Source organism: Sphingomonas sp. Leaf20, assembly GCF_001421535.1.
In the GTDB taxonomy this organism is placed as follows: Bacteria; Pseudomonadota; Alphaproteobacteria; order Sphingomonadales; family Sphingomonadaceae; genus Sphingomonas.
In genome coordinates, this window is the sequence record NZ_LMKN01000001.1 from 276,785 (window position 1) to 297,848 (window position 21,064).

Here is a 21,064-nt window from a genome sequence, read left to right on the forward strand (position 1 = left end):
AAAATGGCAGCCCGCTCCAACGTTCCAGCGACCATTCCCGCGCTCGGCAGCGAAGCGGGGCTCAATCGCTATCTCGCCGAGATCAAGAAATTTCCGATCCTGCAGCCAGAGCAGGAATATATGCTCGCCAAACGCTTCCAGGAGCATGGTGATACCGATGCTGCAGCGCAGCTCGTTACCTCGCATCTGCGTCTCGTTGCGAAGATCGCGATGGGGTATCGCGGCTATGGCCTGCCAACGTCCGAGCTGATCTCCGAGGGCAATATCGGGCTGATGCAGGGCGTGAAGAAGTTCGAGCCAGAGCGCGGCTTCCGCCTCGCGACCTATGCGATGTGGTGGATCCGCGCGTCGATCCAGGAATATATCCTGCGCAGCTGGTCGCTCGTGAAGATGGGCACCACCGCCGCTCAGAAGAAGCTGTTCTTCAATCTGCGCCGGATGAAGAGCCGCCTCGATGCATTCGAGGACGGTGATCTGCGTCCCGAACACGTCACCAAGATCGCGACCGATCTGGGCGTCGCTGAAACCGACGTCGTGAGCATGAACCGCCGCATGGCGATGGGCGGCGACACCTCGCTCAACGTGCCGATGCGCGAGGACGGCGACGGCCAGTGGCAGGATTGGCTGCAGGACGATGCACCGCTGCAGGACAAGATCGTCGCCGACGCGCAGGAAGCCGATGTCCGTCACTCGATGCTGGTCTCCGCAATGGACGATCTCAACGACCGTGAGCAGCATATCCTGACCGAACGCCGCCTCACCGACGATCCGAAGACGCTCGAGGAATTGTCGCAGGTGTACGGCGTATCGCGCGAGCGTGTCCGCCAGATCGAAGTCCGTGCCTTTGAAAAGCTGCAAAAGGCGATGATGCGTATCGCCGGTGAAAAGCGCCTGCTGGCGGCGTGACGTGATACGCACCGTCGTCGTTGGCGGCGGTGCGGCTGGCATTGCTGCCGCACGGACGCTCCACGATGCGGGACACGAAGTCCTGCTGCTGGAGGCGAGCGACCGGCTCGGAGGTCGCGCTCGCAGCCTTTCGCTGGATCCCCGGGTGTCAGGCCGGAGCACGGCGCCAGAGGCGCACCCCGGGAGCGCAAGCTACACCGTCGATGCGGGCTGTGGCTGGCTCCACTCGGCGCAGCGCAATCCGTGGACGCGCATCGCAGAAGCCTCGGGGTTCACCGTCGACCGTTCCGACGCGAACTGGCGCAGCCAGTGGCGCGATCTGGGCTTCCCGCCTGAGGATCAGCGTGCTTCCGCCAAGGCTTACCTCGCCTGGAACGAACGCGCGCTTGCCGCCCTTGACGGCCCCGACCGGCCGCTGTCGGATTTCATCAGCGCTGATGACCCATGGCGCGCGAAGATCGACGCGATTTCGGGATACTCCAACGGCGCCAACCTGGCCAAGGTCTCGCTGCACGATTGGGCAGCGTATGAAAATGCCGCGTCCGACGACAACTGGACCGTGAAGCAGGGCTACGGCACGCTCGTCGTCAGCCACGGCGCTGATCTCCCGACCCACCTCGACACGCCGGTAACGCGCATCGATCACAACGGTCGCTGCCTCAGGCTCGATACGCCAACCGGGCGAATCGAAGCGGACCGGGTCATCGTCTGCGTTCCGACCACCGTCCTCGCCACGTCGCGGATCGTGTTCGACCCGCCGCTACCCGACAAGCACGCCGCCGCCGCCGACCTGCCGCTCGGCCTCGCGGACAAGGTATTCCTCCATGTCGATCACCCCGAATGGCCGGCGAACGCGCATCTCGTCGGCAATGCCTATGCGGCCTGTACCGCGAGCCACCGTCTTTCGCCGTTCGGCTGGCCGATCGTCGAAAGCTTCCTCGGCGGCGATTGTGCCGAGATGCTCGAAGACGGCGACGCCGCGGCGTTCGCGATCGACGAACTCGTCGGCCTGCTCGGCAGCGATTTTCGGCGTCGCGTTCACCCCCTCGCCACGACCCGCTGGCGCCACGAACGCTGGATCGGCGGCAGCTACAGTCACGCGCGGATCGGCCGCGCAGGCCAGCGCGCGGTACTCGCCAGACCGGTCAACGGCCGGATCTTCTTCGCGGGTGAAGCCTGCCATCCCCACGATTTCTCGACCGCGCACGGTGCGTATGAAACCGGCGTCGCGGCGGCACGCGCGATCATTGGCGACGACCCGACGATCGCATAAGACGCGCCGATGGGCTTTCTTCGCATCCTCGCCAAATTCGCGTTCGTCTTCGTCGTCGTGACGGTCGCCTGGGTCGGCCTCTATCGCTTCGTCCCCCCGCCCTTCACCTTCACGATGATGGGTGATGTCCTTTCGGGGCATACCGTCACGAAGGACTGGATGCCGCTGTCGGAAATGGATTCCGACATGGCGCGGGCAGCGATTGCGGGCGAGGACTCGCGCTTCTGTTCGCACAACGGCTTCGATTTCAAGGCGATCGCCGGCGCCGCCGCGCGCAACGCGCGAGGTGGCCGGATCCGCGGTGGCTCGACGATCAGCCAGCAGACCGCGAAGAACGCATTCCTGTTCCAGGGCGGTGGCTATGTTCGCAAGGCGTTCGAGGCCTATTTCACCGTGCTGATCGAGGCGATGTGGCCGAAGCGGCGGATCATGGAGGTGTATCTGAACATCGCCGAGACCGGGATCGGCACCTATGGCGCGAATGCCGGCGCAATCCGCTATTTCAATCACGACGCGTCGCGGCTGTCGCCGACCGAGGCGGGCCGGATCGCCGCGGTCCTCCCGCTTCCCAAGAAGCGCGCGGCAATCGCCCCCCGCGGGTTCGTCCGCAAACACGGCAACACGCTGTCACGCCGCGTTTCGACCGTCCGCAGCGAAGGCCTCGACGGCTGCCTCCGTTAGAGACAGCCGCCGGGCTTAATCGTGATGACCGGCTAGGCGATCAGAACGGCAGCTTGAAACCTGGCGGCAGCTGCAGACCGCTGGTCATCTTCGACATCTCGGTCCCGGAAACCGCGTCGGCCTTGGCACGCGCGTCGTTGAACGCCGCGGTCAGCAGATCTTCGAGCATCTGCTTCTCGCTTACCTGAATCAGCGAATCGTCGATCGCGATGCCGATGATCCGGCCCTTGGCCGACGCCTTGACCTTGACCAAGCCGCCGCCCGATGCGCCTTCGACCTCGATGGTGTCGAGATTGGCCTGCGCCTTTTCCAGCTCGCTCTGGACGTTCTGCGCCATGGCGAGGATTTCGTCGATATTCTTCATGCGTTACTCCTTTGACCCGGCCACGATTCGAGCTTGGCGTCCGGAAACGCTGCCACCGCGGCCTTCATGATGGGGGATTCGAGAATGGCTTGGCGCACCGCGTCGTCCGCTGCGTCCTGCGCTTCACGCAGCGTCGGCGCGCCGGGCGCATCAACGATCGACACCTTCCACGCGGTCCGCGTCACCGTCTTCAACAGCGTGTTGAGCTCGGCAAGCGTGTCCGCCGATATCGGTCGGCTGCCGCTGAGCGTGATCTCGGGGGGTGCATAGCCGACGATACGCGCGCCGTGCCGCAATCGCGCCGCGATCGCCAGGCCACCCGATTCGTCGAGCAGGTCGACCAGTGCCTCGAACGTCGGCGGCAGGATCGGGCCGGTTGCGACGGGCTCGGGAGCAGGTGTCACCGCAGCGGCATTCCACGGCGGCGCTTCGCCCGCCGCCGCAGGCGCCGGTGGCGGTGCAGCCGGCGCTGCGGTCGCGACGGGCCCGCCATTCGCGATCTGCCGCGCGAGCTCGCCGGGATCGGGCAGCGTCGAGGCATAGATCGCACGCAGAAGCGCCATCTCCGCCGCCTCGATCGGCAGCGCCGCCTTGGCGACCTCGTCATGCCCCTTCAGGAACAGCTGCCATAGGCGGTGCAGCGCGGGATAGGACAGGCTCGCCGCCCAGTCCTCGCGCGCGGCGCGTTCCTCGGCGGGCTGCGCCGCGTCGATCGGCGTCCCGACCTTGGTCAGCGTGATACCGTGGACGGTCTCGAGCAGCGAGCGCAACACCGACAGCGGATCGACGCCATAGTCATATTGCCGCCGCATCGAGGCGAGCGCCGCCGCGCCATCCCCCGCAAGAACCAGCGTCAGCAGGTCGCGCACCGCGCCGCGATCCGACAGGCCGAGCATCTGCCGTACCGCATCCGCAGTCACGCCCGCGCCGTCGAGACTGCCATGCGCGATCGCCTGGTCGAGGATCGAAAGACCGTCGCGCGCCGACCCCTCCGCCGCGCGCGCGATCAGCATCAGCGCCTCGGGCTCGGCGACGACGCCTTCCTCGCGCGATACCCAGTCGAAATGCTTCGCAAGCTGTTCCGCCGAGATCCGCCTGAGGTCGAACCGCTGGCAGCGCGACAGCACCGTCACGGGCACCTTGTTGACCTCGGTCGTCGCGAACAGGAATTTCACATGCGCCGGCGGTTCCTCCAGCGTCTTCAGAAGCGCGTTGAACGCGTTCTTCGACAGCATGTGGACTTCGTCGATGATGTAGATCTTGAACCGCGCGGTGACCGCCGAATAGCGCGACGCGTCGATGATCTCGCGCACGTCGTCGACGCCCGTGTGGCTGGCGGCATCCATCTCGATCACGTCGATATGGCGGCCCTCGGCGATCGCGCGGCAGGGCTCGCACACGCCGCACGGATCGATCGTCGGACCACCCTGCCCGTCGGGACCGATGCAGTTGAGCGCCTTGGCGATCAGCCGCGCGGTCGACGTCTTGCCGACCCCGCGCACGCCGGTCATCAGGAACGCATGCGCCAGCCGGTCGCGCTTGATCGCGTTGCCGAGCGTCTGCACCATCGCATCCTGCCCGATCAATTCGGAAAAGGTCTGAGGACGGTATTTGCGCGCGAGCACGCGGTAGGCGACATCCGCCTTGGCGGCCGGCTGCGGGGGTTCGCCCAGGTCGAAGGAATCTGACATTGCGCTCGATATAGGAGGTTTGGGTCGCGCTGTCGAAGGGCTAGCGAACCCTTACTGTTCCCCCGCGGTCGGGAAGGCGGTTTGCCAGGCTCAGGGGAGCCGTTCGGCATTCGCGGTGGGAGCCGGAACGACCCGGAGCGAAATCGTTGTGGCTGCTTCCTTCCGGACCTGACCAAGTTGGCGACGACCCCGTCCGCCCGACTCCCGCGGCGCATATGGCGGGGTCGGGCGGGATGATCAAGCGTTTGCTGTGATCACCGGGCTGCCGGGTCGTTCAGCGGCTGACGCGGACCGTGCGGCAGACGCGCTGGCGGTGATGATTGCGCACGACATTGCGGCAGACCTGACGGGTCCGCGTGCGATGACGAACGCCCGGACGGCTATCGTTGTGACGAACGACGGTACGCTCATGAACGACCGTCCGTTGCGCCGAGGCCTGCGCCATCATGGCAGCAGGCGCGAACCCGGTGAACGCGACAAGACCGGCGGCGGCGAGTGTAAGCAACTTCATGAGAGTCTCCTGATCGGCCGGAAACGTGAGCGATCCTGACCTATGCGCACAACTCGCCGCCGTTCGTTACGGTTCCGTATCAGCGACGGAAGCAGCGACGCACCGGCCCGTAATAGCCGCGCTGGATCCGACAGACGACGCGCGACCGCCCGTAACCGCGCGGACCGCCATAGCCATAATGACGGCGATACCCGCCGCGCGGCCCCTGATAGCCGCCGCGATAGCCGCGATAGCCGCCGCGATACCCGTCATAGCGATGACGCGGCCCATGCCAGCCGCGACCGCCATGACCATGACCACCGCGCGGCCCGTCCCATCCGTGACGCTGCGCGTCTGCAGGCGCCGGGGTGACGAGCGTTCCGGCCGCCAGCGTGCCGGCAGCGAAAAGGGCTAATATTTTCATGATGATACTCCTCTCATGCCCGAAGGTAAGGCCCCGTACATTGGGGCGATGGAGGCATAATCATCTCGCCGCGCTGGACACTCCCTGAACCGCGTGTTGCGGATTTGTAAGGTTCGCGGTTCAACCTTGGCCAGTGCCGTCAGGGGATCTGCACGGTCAGCCCGTCGAGCGCCTCGTCGAGCCGGATCTGGCAGGCGAGCCGGCTGGTCCGCGTCGCGCCGGGTGCGAGGTCGAGCATGTCCTCCTCGTCTTCGCTCGCCGGGGGCAGTCGGGCAAAATCGTCGGGATCGACGATCACGTGACAGGTGGCGCAGGCGAGCTGGCCCTCGCACGTCCCCTCGAGCGGCTGGCCATCGGCCTGCGCCGCATCGAGCAGGCGGTCGCCCGGGACGGCGGCGACGGTACGGATGGTCCCGTCGCGCGCGACGAAGCGGACGTTCATGCCCATTGCGTCCGGGCTGCGGCGGCAATCGCATCAACCGCTTCGCGCAGTTCCGCCTCGCCGGTATAGCGCCCGAAGCCCAGCCTGATGCTCGATCGCGCTTGCGTCTCGCTCAGACCGATCGCACGCAGGACATGGCTCGACCGCCCCGAACCGCTGGCGCAGGCCGATCCTGCCGAGAATGCGATGTCGCGCAGGTCGGACATCAGCCGGTTCACGTCGAGCCCGTCGCGCCGGACGTTGAGGTTCCCGTGATAGCGGTTCGCGACCGCACCGCCGCCCGTCGCCCCATTGATCACCCATCCCGGCCCGAGCCTCTCGACCGCAAGCGTCCAGAGCCGCTCGACATGCGCGGCATCGGCGTCGCGACGATCGACCATCAGCCGCGCCGCCATGCCGAACCCCGCGCACAATGCGGGCGATAGCGTCCCCGAACGCCCCGGCGCTTCCTGGCCGCCGCCATGCAACAGCGGCGCGATATCGACGCCGTCGCGGATCCAGAGCGCGCCAATGCCCTTGGGCCCATGGATCTTGTGCGCGGAGATTGCGACGAGATCGACCTCGTCGGGGATCGCGACCCGACCATAGCCCTGCACCGCATCGCACAGCAGCAACGCGCCGGCATCGTGCGCGGCGTCGGCAAGCGCGGCGATCGGCTGGATCACGCCGATCTCGTTGTTGACCAGCATCGCGGCGACCAGCCCGGGACGGATGGCCCTGCGTGCGACGTCGGGGTTGATCCGGCCGTCGGCACCGACCGGAAGCACGCTCACGTCGCGCGCTCCCGGCCCGGTGCCCACCGCAGCGACGGTGTCGAGCACGGCGGCGTGTTCGGTCGACAGCGTGACGATCGCCCCCGTGCTGCCCTTGATCGCCCAGTTGAGCGCCTCGGTCGCGCCGCTGGTGAACGCGACCCGGCCACCCGACGGCAGCAACGCCGCGACCTGGTCGCGAGCGGTCTCGACGGCCGCGCGCGCACGGCGGCCCTCGCGGTGCGCCGAATGCGGATTGGCATGCTGCGATTCGAGCCAGGGCAACATCGCAGCGAGTGCTTCGGGCGCGAGCGGCGTGGTCGCCTGGTAGTCGAGATAGGTCATGCGGCGCGCACCACGTCGCGGGCGATTGCCGCCCACGCCCTGGCGAAGCGCGCGACGTCGTCCGGCGTGGTGGTCCAGCCAAAGCTGACGCGGACGATCTCGGCGGCGACGTCTGGTGGATAGCCCATCGCCGCAAGGACATGGCTTGGCCGCATGCTCCCCGACGAACACGCGCTGCCCGCCGAGACCGCAAACCCCGCCATGTCGAGCCGGATCAACTGCGCCGCCGAACTGACACCCGGCATCCGGTAGGCGGCGATCGTCGCGATCCGCGGCGAGCCCTGCGCGACGACCTCGCCGCCCGCGGCGATGATCGCGGCATCGAGATCGGCGCGAAGCTGCTCCATCCCTGCGACCCAGTCGCGCGGTGCCTCGAGCGCGGCGGCAAAGCCCAGCGCGCCGGGCAGGTTCTCGGTCCCGCCGCGATACCCGCGCTCCTGACCGCCCGTCGGTTCGATCACTCCCAGATCGCGCACCAGCAAAGCGCCGATCCCCGGTGGTCCGCCCAGCTTGTGCGCGGATACGATGACGATATCGGCATCGGGCAGCGGCAGCTTGCCCGCGGTCTGCGAACAGTCGGCGATCCGGAACCCCGCGACATGGGGCTGCACGACACCCGTCTCGCTGTTGGCGGACTGGAGCGCGATCGCGGCCGGGGACGAATCCTGTGCGACGACGCGCCCCCCCATATCGACCCCGAGCATGACCGGCTGCTCGGCTGCGCGCAGGACCGCATCATGCTCGATCGCCGCCAGCCCGATGCCGGTTCGCCCGCGCAGCGCGATCGCTGCGGATTCACTCGCACCGCTCGTCAGGATCACGTGGTGCGGCCAGTGCAGTGCAGCCGCGATTCGCCTGCGCGCATCCTCGAGCGCTGCGCGTGCCGCGCGCCCCTCGGCGTGCGGCGACGACGGATTTGCCCAGCGCGTCATCCCCTCGATCACTGCCGCGGTCGCCTCGGCGCGCATCGGCGTGGTCGCGGCGTGATCGAGGTAGATGCGGGACAGGATCGGTTCCAATTGCGAAAAGAGGCGTGTGGCCTATATAGCGCGCATAGCCCGGCACTCCACCCGAGTGCGTATTCCAGCTCGCGAGTGCTCATGCCAGAAGTCATTTTTCCCGGCCCCGAAGGCCGTCTCGAAGGTCGATTTGCTCCGGGGCCGCGTCCGCGCGCGCCCGTCGCGATGATCCTCCACCCGCATCCCTCGGCTGGCGGCACGATGAACAACGCGATCGTGCAACAGCTCTACAAGACCTTCCAGCGCCGCGGCTTCGCGACGCTGCGGTTCAATTTCCGTGGCGTCGGAAAGAGCCAGGGCGTGTTCGACAACGGCGTCGGCGAGCTCTCCGATGCGGCAAGCGCGCTCGACTGGGTGCAGAGCTTCCACCCCGAGGCGCAGACGACATGGATCGCAGGCGTGAGCTTCGGCGCGTGGATCGGCATGCAGTTGCTGATGCGTCGCCCCGAGATTCGCGGCTTCATCTCGATCGCGCCGCCGGCCAATCTGTACGACTTCACGTTCCTCGCGCCGTGCCCGTCGAGCGGGATCATCATCCAGGGCGAGGGCGACGAGGTCGCGACGCCGGGTGCCACGCAGAAGCTCGTCGACAAGCTGCGTACGCAGAAGCACATCACGATCCATCACGACACGATCCCGAAGGCGAACCACTTCTTCGAGCATGAAATGCCGCAGCTGATGGGCAGCGTGGACAAGTATCTCGACATGCGTCTCGACCCCAACTCGCCGATCCGCTGAACCCTGCCGACGTTTAGACGAGGGGCGTCAGGCGGATCGGTTCCGCGGACGCCCCCCGTCCACCGCGCGACGCGCAGCGCATCCTCGCCAGCGCCGGTGGGGCGTTACAGCGTCCAGATCGCGACATTGGCGAGCAGCACGGCCGCCATCACCAGCATCAGCACGCCCTTGGTGCGGTCGCGTTTCTTGACGATCAGCACGACTCCGCCGACCAGGCAGGCGAACATCCCGAGCATGGCAATTGCGGGCGCGGCGGCGGCGATCGTGACGAGGGCAGCGTTCATGCCCCGTGTTAGACACAGGCGCGGCGATAAGGAAACCGGCTCGCCGCATTGACTCGGGCGAGCACGAAAATAGCATGGCGATCGTCCATCCGGACATGGGAGCCGTAATGCCGATCCTCATTGCCCTAGTCGTCGCGCAGGCCGCCCCAGTCGCTGCCGGTCGGAAGCCCCCGCTCGCCGCTCCCACGCCCGCGAGCTGCCGGTACGACAAGGCCGCGATGCTCGCGCTCGACGAACGCGCTTTCGACCAGACGATGTCCGGCGGCTGGCGCGCGCTCGCGGCCGCCGGGTGCGATCTCGCCGCGGCCGACGCGATCCAGGCGTGGCGCGCGGCGCATGGCGGCGAGCCGAGAACCGCCGGGTTGCTCAACTGGCACGAAGGTCAGTTGCGCGCCAATGCCGGCCAGACGGCCCCGGCGATCGCGTTGTTCGAAACCGCACGCAAGGCTTCCGCCGAAGATGCCGCGTTCGGCTGGAACCTCTATGTCGACGGCAGCATCGCCTTTCTGCGCAGGGACCTTGCGGGTCTCGATGCCGCGCGCGCCAGACTGGCGGCATTGCCGCGACCGCCCGGCTATGCACCGGTCGGCGTCGACGGAAAGCCGCGCGCCTTTGCCTGGCCGATGAACCTCAACATCCTCGACGGGCTCGTCGCCTGCTGGAACCGCGGCTACAAACAGGCCTATGCCTGCGCGAAACCGGCGGTCCGCACGTTGCCGACCACTGGTTGAGGTCAGCCCGCCATTACCTTCGCATAGGCCGCCCGGTCGACATTGCCGCCCGACAGGATGACGAGCAGTCCCGGCTCGAGCGGCACCTTGCCCGCGAGCACCGCCGCCAGCCCAACGGCCCCCCCCGGTTCGACCACCAGCCGCAACGTCTCCGCCGCCCAGCGCTGTGCCGCGGCGATCTCCGTTTCGCTGACCGCCACACCGGTCGCATCGCGCCGCGACAGCACGTCGAAGGTCAGCGGCGACACGCGCAGCGTCTGGAGCGAATCGCACGCGGTCGGCGGCGGGTTGTCGCCAACGGGTTCGATCCACGACGCCTCGAGCGAGCGCCGCATGTCGTCCCAGCCCTCGGGTTCGACGACGGTGATCCGTGCGTCCTTCACCGCCAACGCGACCCCCGCGGACAGTCCGCCGCCGCCACACGGGATGACGATGCGCGCGGGCGTACCCAGACCGAGCGCCACCATCTGTGCCGCCGCCTCGATCCCCGCACTTCCCTGCCCCTCGATGATCCACGCGTCGTCGAAGCTCGGCACCAGCGTCGCGCCGCGCGCCTCCGCCAGCCGTGCCGCAATCGCCTCGCGGCTTTCGGTCGCCCGGTCATAGGCGACGACTTCCGCCCCCAGCGCCAGCGTGGCATCGCGCTTCGTGCGCGGTGCGTCCGACGGCATCACGATCGTCGCCGCGATCCCCAGGCGTTTCGATGCCCACGCGATCCCCTGGGCATGGTTGCCGGACGAAAAGGCGACGACTCCCCGTGCGCGAGTCGCGTCGTCGAGCGCGGTCAGGCGATGCCATGCACCGCGGATCTTGAACGCTCCGACCGGTTGCAGCGATTCCGCCTTGAAAGACACCACGACACCCTTGATTTCATGGGTGAAAAGCGGCGTTGCGGGGAGAATTCTGGCAATCTTTTCCGCTGCGTCGCGAACCCCCGCCCGTGTCGGCTGTCGCAAAATCGTCACACGTCGTCTCCTACGCGGCCTACGCTATTTACATGGGGGGCAAGCGACCCTAAATCGCCCTTCCGCTGCCCCATGGGACTTCCAACCGCAAGGCAGTGTTTTCGTAATTTGTCTCAGGACATTGGAGGTCCCTTGAATTGCACAAGCATCATAACGCGCTGGGGCTAGCGAAAGCCCATTCGACCGCCGTTTCCGCCAATGCAGGGCGCGGCATCGACATCGCTAAGGGGCGCCCGGTTGACCCGGTCACGCTCGTTCGACCGCACGCCGCTGCGCGCGCCGCCCGCTTCTTCACGGAGAAGTTTCCGGGCCGCTCGATGTATGCGGTCAAGGCGAACCCGAGCCCCGAACTCCTGCAGATCCTGTGGGACAACGGCATCACGCATTATGACGTGGCGTCGATCGCGGAGGTGCGCCTTGTCGCCCGTACGCTCCCAGAGGCGACCCTGTGCTTCATGCACCCGGTCAAGGCCGAGGAAGCGATCCGCGAGGCGTATTACACGCACGGCGTACGCACCTTCAGCCTCGACAGCCTGGAAGAGCTGGACAAGGTCGTTCGTGCCACCAACGAAGCCACCGATCTGACGCTGTGCGTCCGGCTGCGCGTGTCGTCGGAGCATTCGAAGCTTTCGCTCGCATCGAAATTCGGTGTCGCCCCCGGCGAATCGAAGGAGCTGCTGTTCGCGGCCCGCCAGGCGGCGGACGCACTCGGCATCTGCTTCCATGTAGGTTCGCAGGCGATGACCCCGGAGGCCTATTCGAACGCGATGGAGCGTGTCCGTGCGGCGATCGTCGAGGCGGCGGTCACGGTCGACGTGATCGACGTCGGTGGCGGCTTCCCGTCGTCCTATCCGGGCATGGAGCCCCCGCCACTCGAGCATTTCTTCGAGACGATCCACCGTGCGTTCGAATCGCTTCCCGTCAGCTATTCGTCCGAGCTGTGGTGCGAGCCGGGCCGGGCGCTGTGCGCGGAATATTCGTCGATCATCGTGCGCGTCGAGAAGCGCCGCGGGACCGAGCTGTACATCAACGACGGTGCGTATGGCGCGCTGTTCGATGCGGCGCATATCGGCTGGCGCTTCCCCGTCGAATTGCTCCGCGAGCCGGACAGCCGGGCGAAGGACATGGAGTTCAGCTTCTATGGTCCGACGTGCGACGACATGGATTACATGGTCGGGCCGTTCCTGCTGCCCGCGGACATCCAGGCCGGCGACTATATCGAGATCGGCATGCTCGGCGCCTATGGCTCGGCGATGCGGACCGCGTTCAACGGGTTCGGATCGGACGAGACGGTGATCGTCACCGACGAGCCGATGGTCTCGTTGTACGACGAGCGGTACCAGGACCTCGCGTCCAACGTCGTCAAGCTGTAACAGCCGACCGCAATAATAACCGTCATCCTGACGAAAGTCAGGATCCAGAGCCACCAGCGATCGTCTGCGTGGCTCTGGGTCCCGGCTTTCGCCGGGATGACGACGTATGAGGACCTCTCCCAATGACCGAAGACACCCGCATCGACGCGCAGCGCAAGGCTGAGCTCCTGTCCACCACCGTCGAGCATATCGACATCACGAGCTTCGACGCGCGGCCGATCGTCGACGCGATGAAGAAGATGTCGTTCACCAGCCGCGACCTCGGCCGTGCGACCGACATCTACAACCAGATGCTCGCCGACAAGGACTGCACGATCTTCCTCGTGATCGCGGGCTCGACGAGCGCCGGCGGTTGCATGGACCTGTATGCCGAGCTGCTGCGCAACAACATGATCGACGGCATCGTCGCGACCGGCGCGACCATCGTCGACATGGATTTCTTCGAGGGCCTCGGCCACAAGCATTACCAGGCGCTCGAAGTGCCGCACGACGACGTCCTGCGCTCGCTGATGATCGACCGGATCTACGACACCTATATCGACGAGGAAGAGCTCCAGCACGTCGACCACACGATCTTCGAGATCGCCGAGACGCTGGAACCCCGCCCTTATTCGAGCCGCGAGTTCATCCGCGAGATGGGCAAGTATCTCGTCGAGCACGGCAAGAAGGACAACAGCCTCGTCAAGCTCGCCTATGAGCATGACGTGCCGATCTTCTGCCCGGCGTTCGTCGACAGCTCGGCAGGCTTCGGTCTGGTCAAGCATCAGGTCGATGCGGCGAAGGCGGGCAAGCCGTACATGGTCCTCGACGCGATCGCCGATTTCCGCGAGCTCACCGAGATCAAGATCAAGGCCGGCACCACCGGGCTGCTCATGATCGGCGGCGGCGTGCCGAAGAACTTCATCCAGGACACCGTCGTCTGCGCCGAGATCCTCGGCCATGACGACGTCCAGGTCCACAAGTACGCGGTGCAGATCACGGTCGCCGACGTGCGCGACGGGGCTTGCTCGTCGTCGACGCTGCAGGAGGCGGCGTCGTGGGGCAAGGTCAACACCGGCATCGAGCAGATGGTGTTCGCCGAAGCGGGTTCGGTCATGCCGCTGCTGGCATCGGACGCGTATCACCGCGGCCTGTGGAAGGACCGCCCGGTCCGCAAGTGGGGCGCCAGCTTCGACAAGGCCTGACCTCTAAATCCTCCCCCGCAAGGGGGAGGAGCGGAATGCGGTCGACCTTGCTACGCGCCGGTGATTGATGCAGCCTCCTCCGGGGAACCGGGGGAGGCTTTTTGATGCATGACGACCTGATCCACAGCGAGATCCTGCGGCCGATGGTGGCGCTGATCGCCTGGACGCTGGTGATGCTGCTCTGGATGCTCGCGACGCGGCTGCCCGCAATGAAGGCGGCCGGTGTCCGTCTGGGCAGCCTCGTCGGCACCCGTGCCGCCGATGCCGATCGCTCGCTGCCCCCCAGTGCGCAGTGGAAGGCGCATAACTACAATCATCTGATGGAACAGCCGACGCTGTTCTACGCGGTCTGTACGGTGATCACGCTCACCGACACCGGCGACGGCGTGAACGCCTGGATCGCCTGGGCCTATGTCGGCTTGCGAATCGCCCACAGTATCGCACAGGCGACCACCAACCGCGTGCAGACCCGGTTCATCCTGTTCCTGCTCTCGAGCCTCGCGCTGGTAGCCCTCACGCTGCACGCGGCACTCGCGGTGTTCTGACGACGCAGCCGTTTCGCCGGGCGTCGATGTCCCCTTCCCCTGCGCGATCCGGATCGGCTAGCAGGGTCGCCATGACCTTCGACCGTCGCACGCTGCTCGCGCTTCCGCTCGCTGCCGGGCTCGCTCCCGCCGCGCTGGTTGCCGATGCTGCCGGCCAGTCCGCGGCGGCCACTGGCACGACGCGCCTGCCCGGTGACCCCGTCTGGCCGCCCGCCGAACGCTTCGGCCTCTGGCCCGGCATTCCGGCGGGTGCGCCAACGCCGCTGCCCCGCCCGCGTCCGATGATCACCGGGCGCCCGGGCCAGTATCGCGACGTCCAGATGCGCGGCGTCGTCCAGCCCGAGGTCGGCGTCTTCCGCCCGCAGCGCCCCGACGGGCGCGCGGTGCTCGTCTGCCCCGGCGGCGGCTATTCGATCACCTCGCTGCGCAACGAAGGGATCGACGTCGCGCGCGTGCTGAACGGCTTTGGCATCACGGTGTTCGTGCTCAGCTACCGCTTGCCCGGCGAAGGCTGGGCGGATCGCGCCAACGTGCCGCTGTCGGACGTGCAGCGTGCGATGCGGCTGATCCGCGCCAATGCGCGCCGCTATGCCATCCGTCCCGAGACGCTCGGCGTGCTGGGCTTTTCGGCGGGTGGGCATCTCGCCGGCTCGCTCGAGATCCATCACGGGCTGGAGGTGTACCGCCCGATCGACGCCGCCGACCGCCAGTCGGCGCGTCCCGCCTTTACCGGGCTGATGTACGCCGTCTCGAACATGGATCCCGGCCGCAGCCATGGCGGGTCGCGTGCGCAGTTGCTCGGCCCCGATCCGGATCCGGGGATGCAGGCGCGCTATGCGATCGACCGCAACCTGCGCAGCGGCGACGCTCCGCTGTTCCTGGTGCATGCGGAGGACGACGACACCGTGCCCGTCGCCAACAGCCTCGACATGCTCGCCGCCGCGCGCCGCGCGGGTATCCCGGTCGAGGCACACATCCTGCGCCGCGGTCGCCACGGATTCGGCACGCGCCTGCCAGCGAGCTCGCCGGGCTCGCTCTGGCCGCAGTTGTTCGACCGCTGGATGCGCGAAGCGATCGGCCCCGAAGCGCCGCTCTGACGGCGGGTATGCGCGGCTGGGGTTAGCCGAACACCCGCTTCAACGACCGCTCGAGCATCAGCAGCTGCCACAGCGTCCGGCCATGCTCGGCACGCCCGCCGCGATGCGCCTCGGCGAGCGCGGTGACCGCTGCCATGTCGAACCACCCCGTCTCGCCGAGCATCCGCGACGACCCCAGCGCGCTCGCCTCGGCCGCCAGCGCGCCGCGGAACCACGCGCTGATCGGCGTCACGAACCCCATCTTCGGGCGATACAGGATGTCTTTCGGCAGATACGGCTCCATCGCCTTCTTCATCAGCCACTTGCCCTGCCCCGCGTGCAGCCGCATCCCGACGGGCAGCGTCGCACAGAACTCGATCAGCCGGTGATCGAGCAGCGGCTCGCGCGCCTCGAGTCCGACCGCCATGCTCGTCCGGTCGACCTTGGTCAGGATGTCGCCGGGCAACCAGTGCTTGATATCGGCATATTGCGCGCGGTCGATCGCATCACGCGCGGGCGCATCCGCCATCGTCGCGACATAGCGCTCCTCCGCCCGGTATCCGCCAAGCGCGACCCGCGCCGCGCCTGAAAACAGCTGTGCACGAACCTCGGGCGCCGTCACTCCGACCGACCGCGCATAGGCCTCGCCGCCGCCCGCCGCGAGCGCGAGCAAGGTGGACTTCGCCCGGAACGGTCGCGGCGCCCAGTCGGCCTTGGGGTAATGCCGCCCCAGCGCCCCGAACACCTGCGTCCGTAGCGACGCCGGCAGCATCCCACGCACGCGCTCCTCCGCCGCCTGGAAGCGATAGCGGCGATAGCCCGCGAGCGCCTCGTCCGCGCCATCCCCCGACAGCGCGACCGTCACCCGCTCGCGCGCCAGCGCGCAGACCTGATAGGTCGCGAGCGCCGATCCGTCCGCAAACGGCTCGTCGAACGCCGCGACGAGCGTATCGATCAGCGCGAAGTCGTCCGTATCGACCACCCGCTCGACATGATCCGTCGCGAACCGCCGCGCGATCGTCGTGGCATAGGTCCGCTCGTCATGCCCCGCCTCGTCGAAGCCGATCGTGCAGGTCCGGACCGCGCGCGGGCTCGCCTCCGCCATCAGCGCGACCACCGCCGAGCTGTCGACCCCGCCCGACAGGAACGCGCCGAGCGGCACGTCGGCGACCATCCGCGACCGCACGCCCGCGCGCATCCGCTCGACCAGTTCCTCGCCCAGCGCCTTGGTGGACCCGGTCGCGCGGTTGGAAAAGTCGACGTCCCACCAGCGCCGCGGCGCGGGCACGCCACGCCCGCGCTCGATCAGCAGGAAATGCCCCGCCGCGAGCTTCTTGACGCCCGCGACGAGGCACGCGTCGTCGGGGACATAGCCGAGCGCCATGTAATCCTCGACCGCGGACAGATCGGGCGCGCGCCGCACCAGCGGATTGGCGAGCAGACCCTTCAGCTCGGAAGCAAACGCGACCGACCCGTCCGCCAGCTCGACATAATGTAGCGGCTTTATCCCGAGCCGGTCGCGCGCGAGGAACAGCACGCGCGCGCCCGCGTCGTGGATCGCAAAGGCGAACATCCCGTTCAGCCGGTCGAGCATCGACGGCCCCCAGGCGCGCCAGCCGTGCAGCAGCACCTCGGTATCGCCCTTGGTCCGGAACCGCGCGCCGGCCGCGATCAGCTCGGCGCGAAGCTCGGCGAAATTGTAGATCTCGCCATTATAGCTGATCGTCAGATCGCCGTCCGACATCGGCTGCGGCGAGCCTTCAAGGTCGATGATCGACAGCCGGCGATGCCCGAGCCCGACGCCTGGTGCGGTCCAGATGCCGTCGCCATCGGGACCACGATGTGCCTGCGCGGCGATCATCGCGTGGATGCGGTTGGGATCGACCGGCTTGGGGATGCCCGGGTGGAAGATCCCCGCGATACCGCACATCTAGCGAAGCCTTGCGGCATGATCGGCGACCGTGGCGACGGGCCCCAGCGCCTTGAGGAACCGCGCCATCGGCCGTGCGTCCGCCCCCTCGACCGACACATGTATCGCCACCGCGCGCTGCGGTCCGCCCAACAGCCGCGCCTTCATCGTCTCGATCTTCACGATCATCCCGTCATCGGTGGTAGCATTGCCGACCCGGTACCACGTCGCGACGATGCGCTCCACGGGTCCCGGCGCGGTAATCCGCATCGCCGAACCGCGCGCGCCCGCGGCGTCCGCGACTGGGGGAAGGTCGGCGACGCGGACCCAGCGATCCTCCTCGCGCAGCACCCCCGTGCCGAACGCGATCAGCTCATGCCCGTCGCCCTGCCGCCCGAATACCGCAATCGCCATGTCGACGGTCGCGCCCGACGCATCGGCATAGCGCCCGAACAGATAATGGTCCGCACCCGGATACCAGGGCATCCACGGCGCGCGGACGCTGACATCGACGCGGTGCCAGCCGGGCACGTCGGGCAGCGCGATCTGCGCGGGCAGCGCCTGCCGCCGCCCCGCGACTGCCGCACTCCACGCGGGAAACGCCGAGGCGACCGCCAGCACGAGCAGCGTGACGACGGCAAGGTCACTGCGATAGCGCGGGACCGCCTGAAGACGCGCGGGATCGAAGGCGGGATCGTCGGGCGCGCGGTCGAACCAGCGCCAGCCGATCGCCAGCACGGCGGCCATCACGAGCGCGAAGAACAGCCAGCCATAGACGATGTGGTCGATCCCCGTGGCCGCCTCGACCGAGGTCAGCTCCGCCGCCCAGATCGTCCCGAACGCGCGAAACCCGTTGGCGATGACGGGCACGACCACGGACACTACGAGGAACGCCGCGCGCCGCCGCCACGACACGAAACAGACATTGGCGACGAGCACCCCGAACGCGACCATCGCGATCACGAATTTGGCGCCCGAGCAGGCTTCGGCCACCTCGAAGTAATACCGGCCGGCATGGATCAGCACGCCGTCGACGACCGCCGGCACGCCGACCAGATGTAGCAGCGGCATGACGATCGCGACGGTCACCGCCTGCAACGGCGGCTCGATCCCCTCGCCGAACGGTACGAGGAACACCGCATAGCCGAGCGGAAACAGCAGCCCCCGCGCGACATTGGGGCCAAGGATCGCGACGACCGCGCCCTGTAGCATCACCACCAGCCCCAATTGCCGCGCGAGATTAACCGACGCCGCATCGCCCATCAGCCACCCCGCGCCGCCGACCGCGACCAGCGCCAGCCCCGGCCACCAGCCGACCGGCGTCAGCTGCGCAAGCTCGCCGCGCCGCTGCCACACCAGCCAGGCGATCACCGGGGCGATGAACAGGCAGTGCCCGAAGGTCGTGCTGGTCCACCAGATCGTCGTCAGATCGGCGACGTCGCGGCGGAACAGTGCCAGCATCAGCAGCGCCGCGACGCCGAGCGCGAGCAGATGCCGTGGCCAGGGCGCCGCCAGTCGACCGCTCACAACGCGGTCCGGTCGCTGCCCTCAAACCCGAACAGCGCATCCAGCGGCGCCAACCGCGCGTCCCAGCCATAGCGTCGCAGCACCTGCGCGCGTGCAGCCTGCCCCAACGTCGCGGCTGCGGCAGGCGCATCCAGCACCGCGCAGACCTGCGCTGCAAAATCCGTCGCGTCCGCCGCGACGCGGATCGTGCCGGCGTGCTCGATGCCTTCCGCCGCCGCCGCCGAGGCGATGACCGGCCGCGCCATCGCCATCGCCTCCAGCACCTTGTTCTGGATGCCGCGGGCGAGTTTGAGTGGGGCGACGCACGCATCGGCTGCGGCGAGCCAGCCGCGCACGTCGTCGACCGCGCCGGTGACGGTGATGGCATCGTCTGCCAGTGCCTGCACCGCCGGGGTCGGCGCGCGACCGACGATCGCGAACCGCGCCGTCGGGTGTCGCGCGCGAATCTGGGGAAGGATGTCGCGCGCGAACCACGTCACGGCTTCGATGTTCGGGCGGTAGTCCATCTGGCCGGTGAAGACGATCAACGTGTCCGCGCGCACCTCACCCAGTACCACCCCACCCTTAGCCGCCCCGGCGGAGGCCGGGGTCCAATTGGGAGACGGCGATGGCGACGGACTGTCCCCGGTTCCTGTGACCTTCCCATTTGGGCCCCGGCCTGCGCCGGGGTGGTGGGACAGAATTGCACCCTGCCCAGCCGGATCGAACGTCGCCGAATCGATGCCGTTCTCGACCGCGAGGATGCGTCCGGTCGCGCCGCCTGCGCGGAACAGCGCGGCCTCGGCTTCGCTGACGAACAGGCTGGCGGAGACCCTTGCCGCGATCTCCCGCTCGAAGGCCCCTAACAGCCGTGCCTCGCGGCGCATCATCCAGCGCATCGGACCGCGCGACTCGTCCGCGAAGCCTGCGAACTTGGCGGAGTCCATGTCGACGAAGTCCATGACCGCGGGGGCCCCGTCATCGGGGAGGTACTGTGCCATCTGTCCCGAGAAGCAGTAGATGCCGCCAACCCGTGGCAGGATGCGGTCGACAGCGTCCTCCATCGCGGAAGAGGCGAACGCCGTCAGCGATACGGGCTTGCCGGTGGCCAGCGCCTCGATCCCGGCGCGCGGCTGCGACTTGCCACGTGGCAGGATCGTGCAGCTCGCGAGCATATTCGTGAAGCCCACAGGCGGATCGAGGTCCGCCGCGTCGTCGGCAAACGCGACCAGATGGACGCGCATGCGAGTGCTGAGATAGCGGAGCACATGGAAACTGCGGATCTTGTCGCCGCGATCGGGCGGAAACGGCACGCGGTGCGCCAGGAACAGCAGGTCGCTCACCCCAGACCCCGGGAGATCCACGGTCCCGCGAGATTGGCCGCCCAGAGCGGCATCTTCTTCCAGCTCCGCACCATCAGCGCATATTTGGGGTTGAGCGGATTGACCTCGCGCGCCGGCCCGTCACTGCGCTTGGCGTACAGTCGCGGCTCGGGCGTGAAACCCCAGTTCTTCTTGAACGCGGCCGCCCCCGTTCCCGTCTTCGACCGCCCGAAGTCGAACCGCGTGCAGCCGCGTGCGCGCGCGTGCGCCATCAGCGCGAAATACATCCGGTCATTCGCGCGCAAGCCCCGCGCCGCCTCGGTACCGCCACCCCAATAGGGATAGACCGTGCCCCCGAGATACAGGCTGAGCACGCTCGCGACCGCCCGCCCCTGATGCCGCACGGTCAGCACGTCCGCGTCCATCGTCTCGACGACAGAGCGGAACAGCCGCGCCGGAAAGACCGGCGTCCCGAGGTTGCGGACCGATTCAGCATAGACCCGGTAATGCTCGGCGAGCAGCGCGCGATCGTTCCCGGTCACGACGTCGAGCGCATAGCCCAGCGCACGCCGCACCTCCGCGCGTTGCTTGCGCGGAATGGCGAGGAGTTCCGCATCGTCATCCGCGGCCAGATCGCGCGCAAAGCCGAGATAGCTGTCCGAGTCGCTGTCCCACCCCGCCGGCACCGCGCCACCGCGCAGTTCGACCGAAGGGCAGCCGATCCGCTGCGCCAGAGCCCAAGACGCCGCCGCCAGCGGTTCGACCACCGCATCGCCCAGCACGCCGCCATCGACCGCGAACCCCGCGGAGACCAAGGCGCGCCCGAACAGAGGCGAGCGCATCTCGGTCAACGGCAGCACGCCGACGATCGCGCCACCCTGTTCCGCCACCAGATAGCGCGCGCGCTGCCCGCAGCCGCGTGCGACCGCGATGCTCCACGCGGGCAGATGAAACGGCGTACCTCCTTCGGTCGCGGTCACGAACGCCGTGATCCGCGCGCGCTCGCCCGCGTCTTCAAGATTGGCCTCGCGGACCATGGTCGTC

Annotated in this window: 22 protein-coding genes and 1 other RNA gene; 9 read left to right on the forward strand and 14 right to left on the reverse strand. The window is 67.9% G+C overall.

Annotation, left to right across the window (positions count from 1 at the left end):
• The first annotated feature begins 3 nt into the window (after positions 1–3).
• From rpoH to mtgA, 3 genes are read left to right on the forward strand one after another with little or no spacing between them, the layout of a single operon-like run.
• Positions 4–906, forward strand: a complete 903-nt coding sequence (rpoH, locus tag ASE72_RS01310; protein ID WP_056015692.1) for an RNA polymerase sigma factor RpoH — start codon at positions 4–6, stop codon at positions 904–906.
• Between the two features lies 1 nt (position 907).
• A complete protein-coding gene (locus ASE72_RS01315) occupies positions 908–2,179 on the forward strand; it encodes a flavin monoamine oxidase family protein (protein WP_056015695.1) in 1,272 nt (423 codons plus the stop codon).
• Positions 2,180–2,188: 9 nt separating this feature from the next.
• Positions 2,189–2,860, forward strand: a complete 672-nt coding sequence (mtgA, locus tag ASE72_RS01320; RefSeq protein WP_056015698.1) for a monofunctional biosynthetic peptidoglycan transglycosylase — start codon at positions 2,189–2,191, stop codon at positions 2,858–2,860.
• A 40-nt stretch (positions 2,861–2,900) separates the two neighbouring features.
• On the opposite strand, the gene ASE72_RS01325 is transcribed toward mtgA, so the two are convergent.
• The 8 genes from ASE72_RS01325 to ASE72_RS01355 form a co-directional block, all read right to left on the reverse strand.
• Positions 2,901–3,224, reverse strand: coding sequence for a YbaB/EbfC family nucleoid-associated protein (locus ASE72_RS01325; protein ID WP_055878059.1), 324 nt, complete (start codon positions 3,222–3,224; stop codon positions 2,901–2,903).
• Complete coding sequence (locus ASE72_RS01330) at positions 3,221–4,915, reverse strand: DNA polymerase III subunit gamma/tau (protein ID WP_056015701.1); 1,695 nt, start codon at positions 4,913–4,915, stop codon at positions 3,221–3,223. The genes ASE72_RS01325 and ASE72_RS01330 overlap by 4 nt, the downstream gene beginning before the upstream one ends.
• A gap of 112 nt (positions 4,916–5,027) precedes the next feature.
• Positions 5,028–5,123, reverse strand: an RNA gene (ffs, locus tag ASE72_RS19505) — signal recognition particle sRNA small type.
• Positions 5,124–5,189: 66 nt separating this feature from the next.
• On the reverse strand, positions 5,190–5,426 hold the full coding sequence (locus ASE72_RS01335; RefSeq protein ID WP_056015704.1) for a hypothetical protein: 237 nt from the start codon (positions 5,424–5,426) through the stop codon (positions 5,190–5,192).
• Between the two features lie 79 nt (positions 5,427–5,505).
• Positions 5,506–5,829, reverse strand: a complete 324-nt coding sequence (locus tag ASE72_RS01340) for a hypothetical protein (protein WP_056015707.1) — start codon at positions 5,827–5,829, stop codon at positions 5,506–5,508.
• A 139-nt stretch (positions 5,830–5,968) separates the two neighbouring features.
• Positions 5,969–6,271 (reverse strand): 2Fe-2S iron-sulfur cluster-binding protein, encoded by a 303-nt coding sequence (locus ASE72_RS01345; protein WP_056018657.1) that lies wholly within the window; start codon positions 6,269–6,271, stop codon positions 5,969–5,971.
• Positions 6,268–7,368: a cysteine desulfurase family protein gene (locus tag ASE72_RS01350; protein WP_056018660.1), complete on the reverse strand. Its 1,101-nt coding sequence runs from the start codon at positions 7,366–7,368 to the stop codon at positions 6,268–6,270. The genes ASE72_RS01345 and ASE72_RS01350 overlap by 4 nt, the downstream gene beginning before the upstream one ends.
• Positions 7,365–8,378, reverse strand: coding sequence for a cysteine desulfurase family protein (locus tag ASE72_RS01355; RefSeq protein ID WP_082445848.1), 1,014 nt, complete (start codon positions 8,376–8,378; stop codon positions 7,365–7,367). The genes ASE72_RS01350 and ASE72_RS01355 overlap by 4 nt, the downstream gene beginning before the upstream one ends.
• A 90-nt stretch (positions 8,379–8,468) precedes the next feature.
• Between ASE72_RS01355 and ASE72_RS01360 the strand changes: the two genes are divergently transcribed.
• Positions 8,469–9,125, forward strand: a complete 657-nt coding sequence (locus tag ASE72_RS01360; RefSeq protein WP_056015710.1) for an alpha/beta hydrolase — start codon at positions 8,469–8,471, stop codon at positions 9,123–9,125.
• A gap of 104 nt (positions 9,126–9,229) precedes the next feature.
• Here the strand turns inward: ASE72_RS01360 and ASE72_RS01365 are convergent, their stop codons facing one another.
• Complete coding sequence (locus tag ASE72_RS01365) at positions 9,230–9,409, reverse strand: hypothetical protein (protein WP_056015713.1); 180 nt, start codon at positions 9,407–9,409, stop codon at positions 9,230–9,232.
• 74 nt (positions 9,410–9,483) lie between these two features.
• Between ASE72_RS01365 and ASE72_RS01370 the strand changes: the two genes are divergently transcribed.
• Entirely contained in the window at positions 9,484–10,140 is a 657-nt protein-coding gene (locus ASE72_RS01370) for a hypothetical protein (protein ID WP_235532185.1), read from the forward strand.
• A 2-nt stretch (positions 10,141–10,142) separates the two neighbouring features.
• On the opposite strand, the gene ASE72_RS01375 is transcribed toward ASE72_RS01370, so the two are convergent.
• Positions 10,143–11,105, reverse strand: coding sequence for a threonine ammonia-lyase (locus ASE72_RS01375; protein ID WP_056015716.1), 963 nt, complete (start codon positions 11,103–11,105; stop codon positions 10,143–10,145).
• Positions 11,106–11,242: 137 nt separating this feature from the next.
• Between ASE72_RS01375 and ASE72_RS01380 the strand changes: the two genes are divergently transcribed.
• From ASE72_RS01380 to ASE72_RS01395, 4 genes are all read left to right on the forward strand, one after another.
• A complete protein-coding gene (locus ASE72_RS01380) occupies positions 11,243–12,478 on the forward strand; it encodes a type III PLP-dependent enzyme (protein WP_056015720.1) in 1,236 nt (411 codons plus the stop codon).
• A 122-nt stretch (positions 12,479–12,600) separates the two neighbouring features.
• Complete coding sequence (locus tag ASE72_RS01385) at positions 12,601–13,662, forward strand: 1,9-bis(guanidino)-5-aza-nonane synthase (RefSeq protein WP_056015723.1); 1,062 nt, start codon at positions 12,601–12,603, stop codon at positions 13,660–13,662.
• A gap of 119 nt (positions 13,663–13,781) precedes the next feature.
• On the forward strand, positions 13,782–14,207 hold the full coding sequence (locus ASE72_RS01390; RefSeq protein ID WP_056018668.1) for an MAPEG family protein: 426 nt from the start codon (positions 13,782–13,784) through the stop codon (positions 14,205–14,207).
• Positions 14,208–14,278: 71 nt separating this feature from the next.
• Positions 14,279–15,304: an alpha/beta hydrolase gene (locus tag ASE72_RS01395; RefSeq protein WP_056015726.1), complete on the forward strand. Its 1,026-nt coding sequence runs from the start codon at positions 14,279–14,281 to the stop codon at positions 15,302–15,304.
• Positions 15,305–15,326: 22 nt separating this feature from the next.
• On the opposite strand, the gene ASE72_RS01400 is transcribed toward ASE72_RS01395, so the two are convergent.
• From ASE72_RS01400 to ASE72_RS01415, 4 genes are read right to left on the reverse strand one after another with little or no spacing between them, the layout of a single operon-like run.
• Positions 15,327–17,213 (reverse strand): XrtA/PEP-CTERM system amidotransferase, encoded by a 1,887-nt coding sequence (locus tag ASE72_RS01400; RefSeq protein ID WP_056015730.1) that lies wholly within the window; start codon positions 17,211–17,213, stop codon positions 15,327–15,329.
• Complete coding sequence (gene xrtA, locus ASE72_RS01405) at positions 17,214–18,719, reverse strand: exosortase A (RefSeq protein WP_268795869.1); 1,506 nt, start codon at positions 18,717–18,719, stop codon at positions 17,214–17,216.
• Entirely contained in the window at positions 18,716–20,041 is a 1,326-nt protein-coding gene (locus tag ASE72_RS01410) for a glycosyltransferase (protein WP_056015733.1), read from the reverse strand. Before ASE72_RS01410 ends, xrtA begins: the two co-directional genes overlap by 4 nt.
• Complete coding sequence (locus ASE72_RS01415; protein WP_056018674.1) at positions 20,038–21,057, reverse strand: FemAB family XrtA/PEP-CTERM system-associated protein; 1,020 nt, start codon at positions 21,055–21,057, stop codon at positions 20,038–20,040. Before ASE72_RS01415 ends, ASE72_RS01410 begins: the two co-directional genes overlap by 4 nt.
• Positions 21,058–21,064 lie beyond the last annotated feature (7 nt).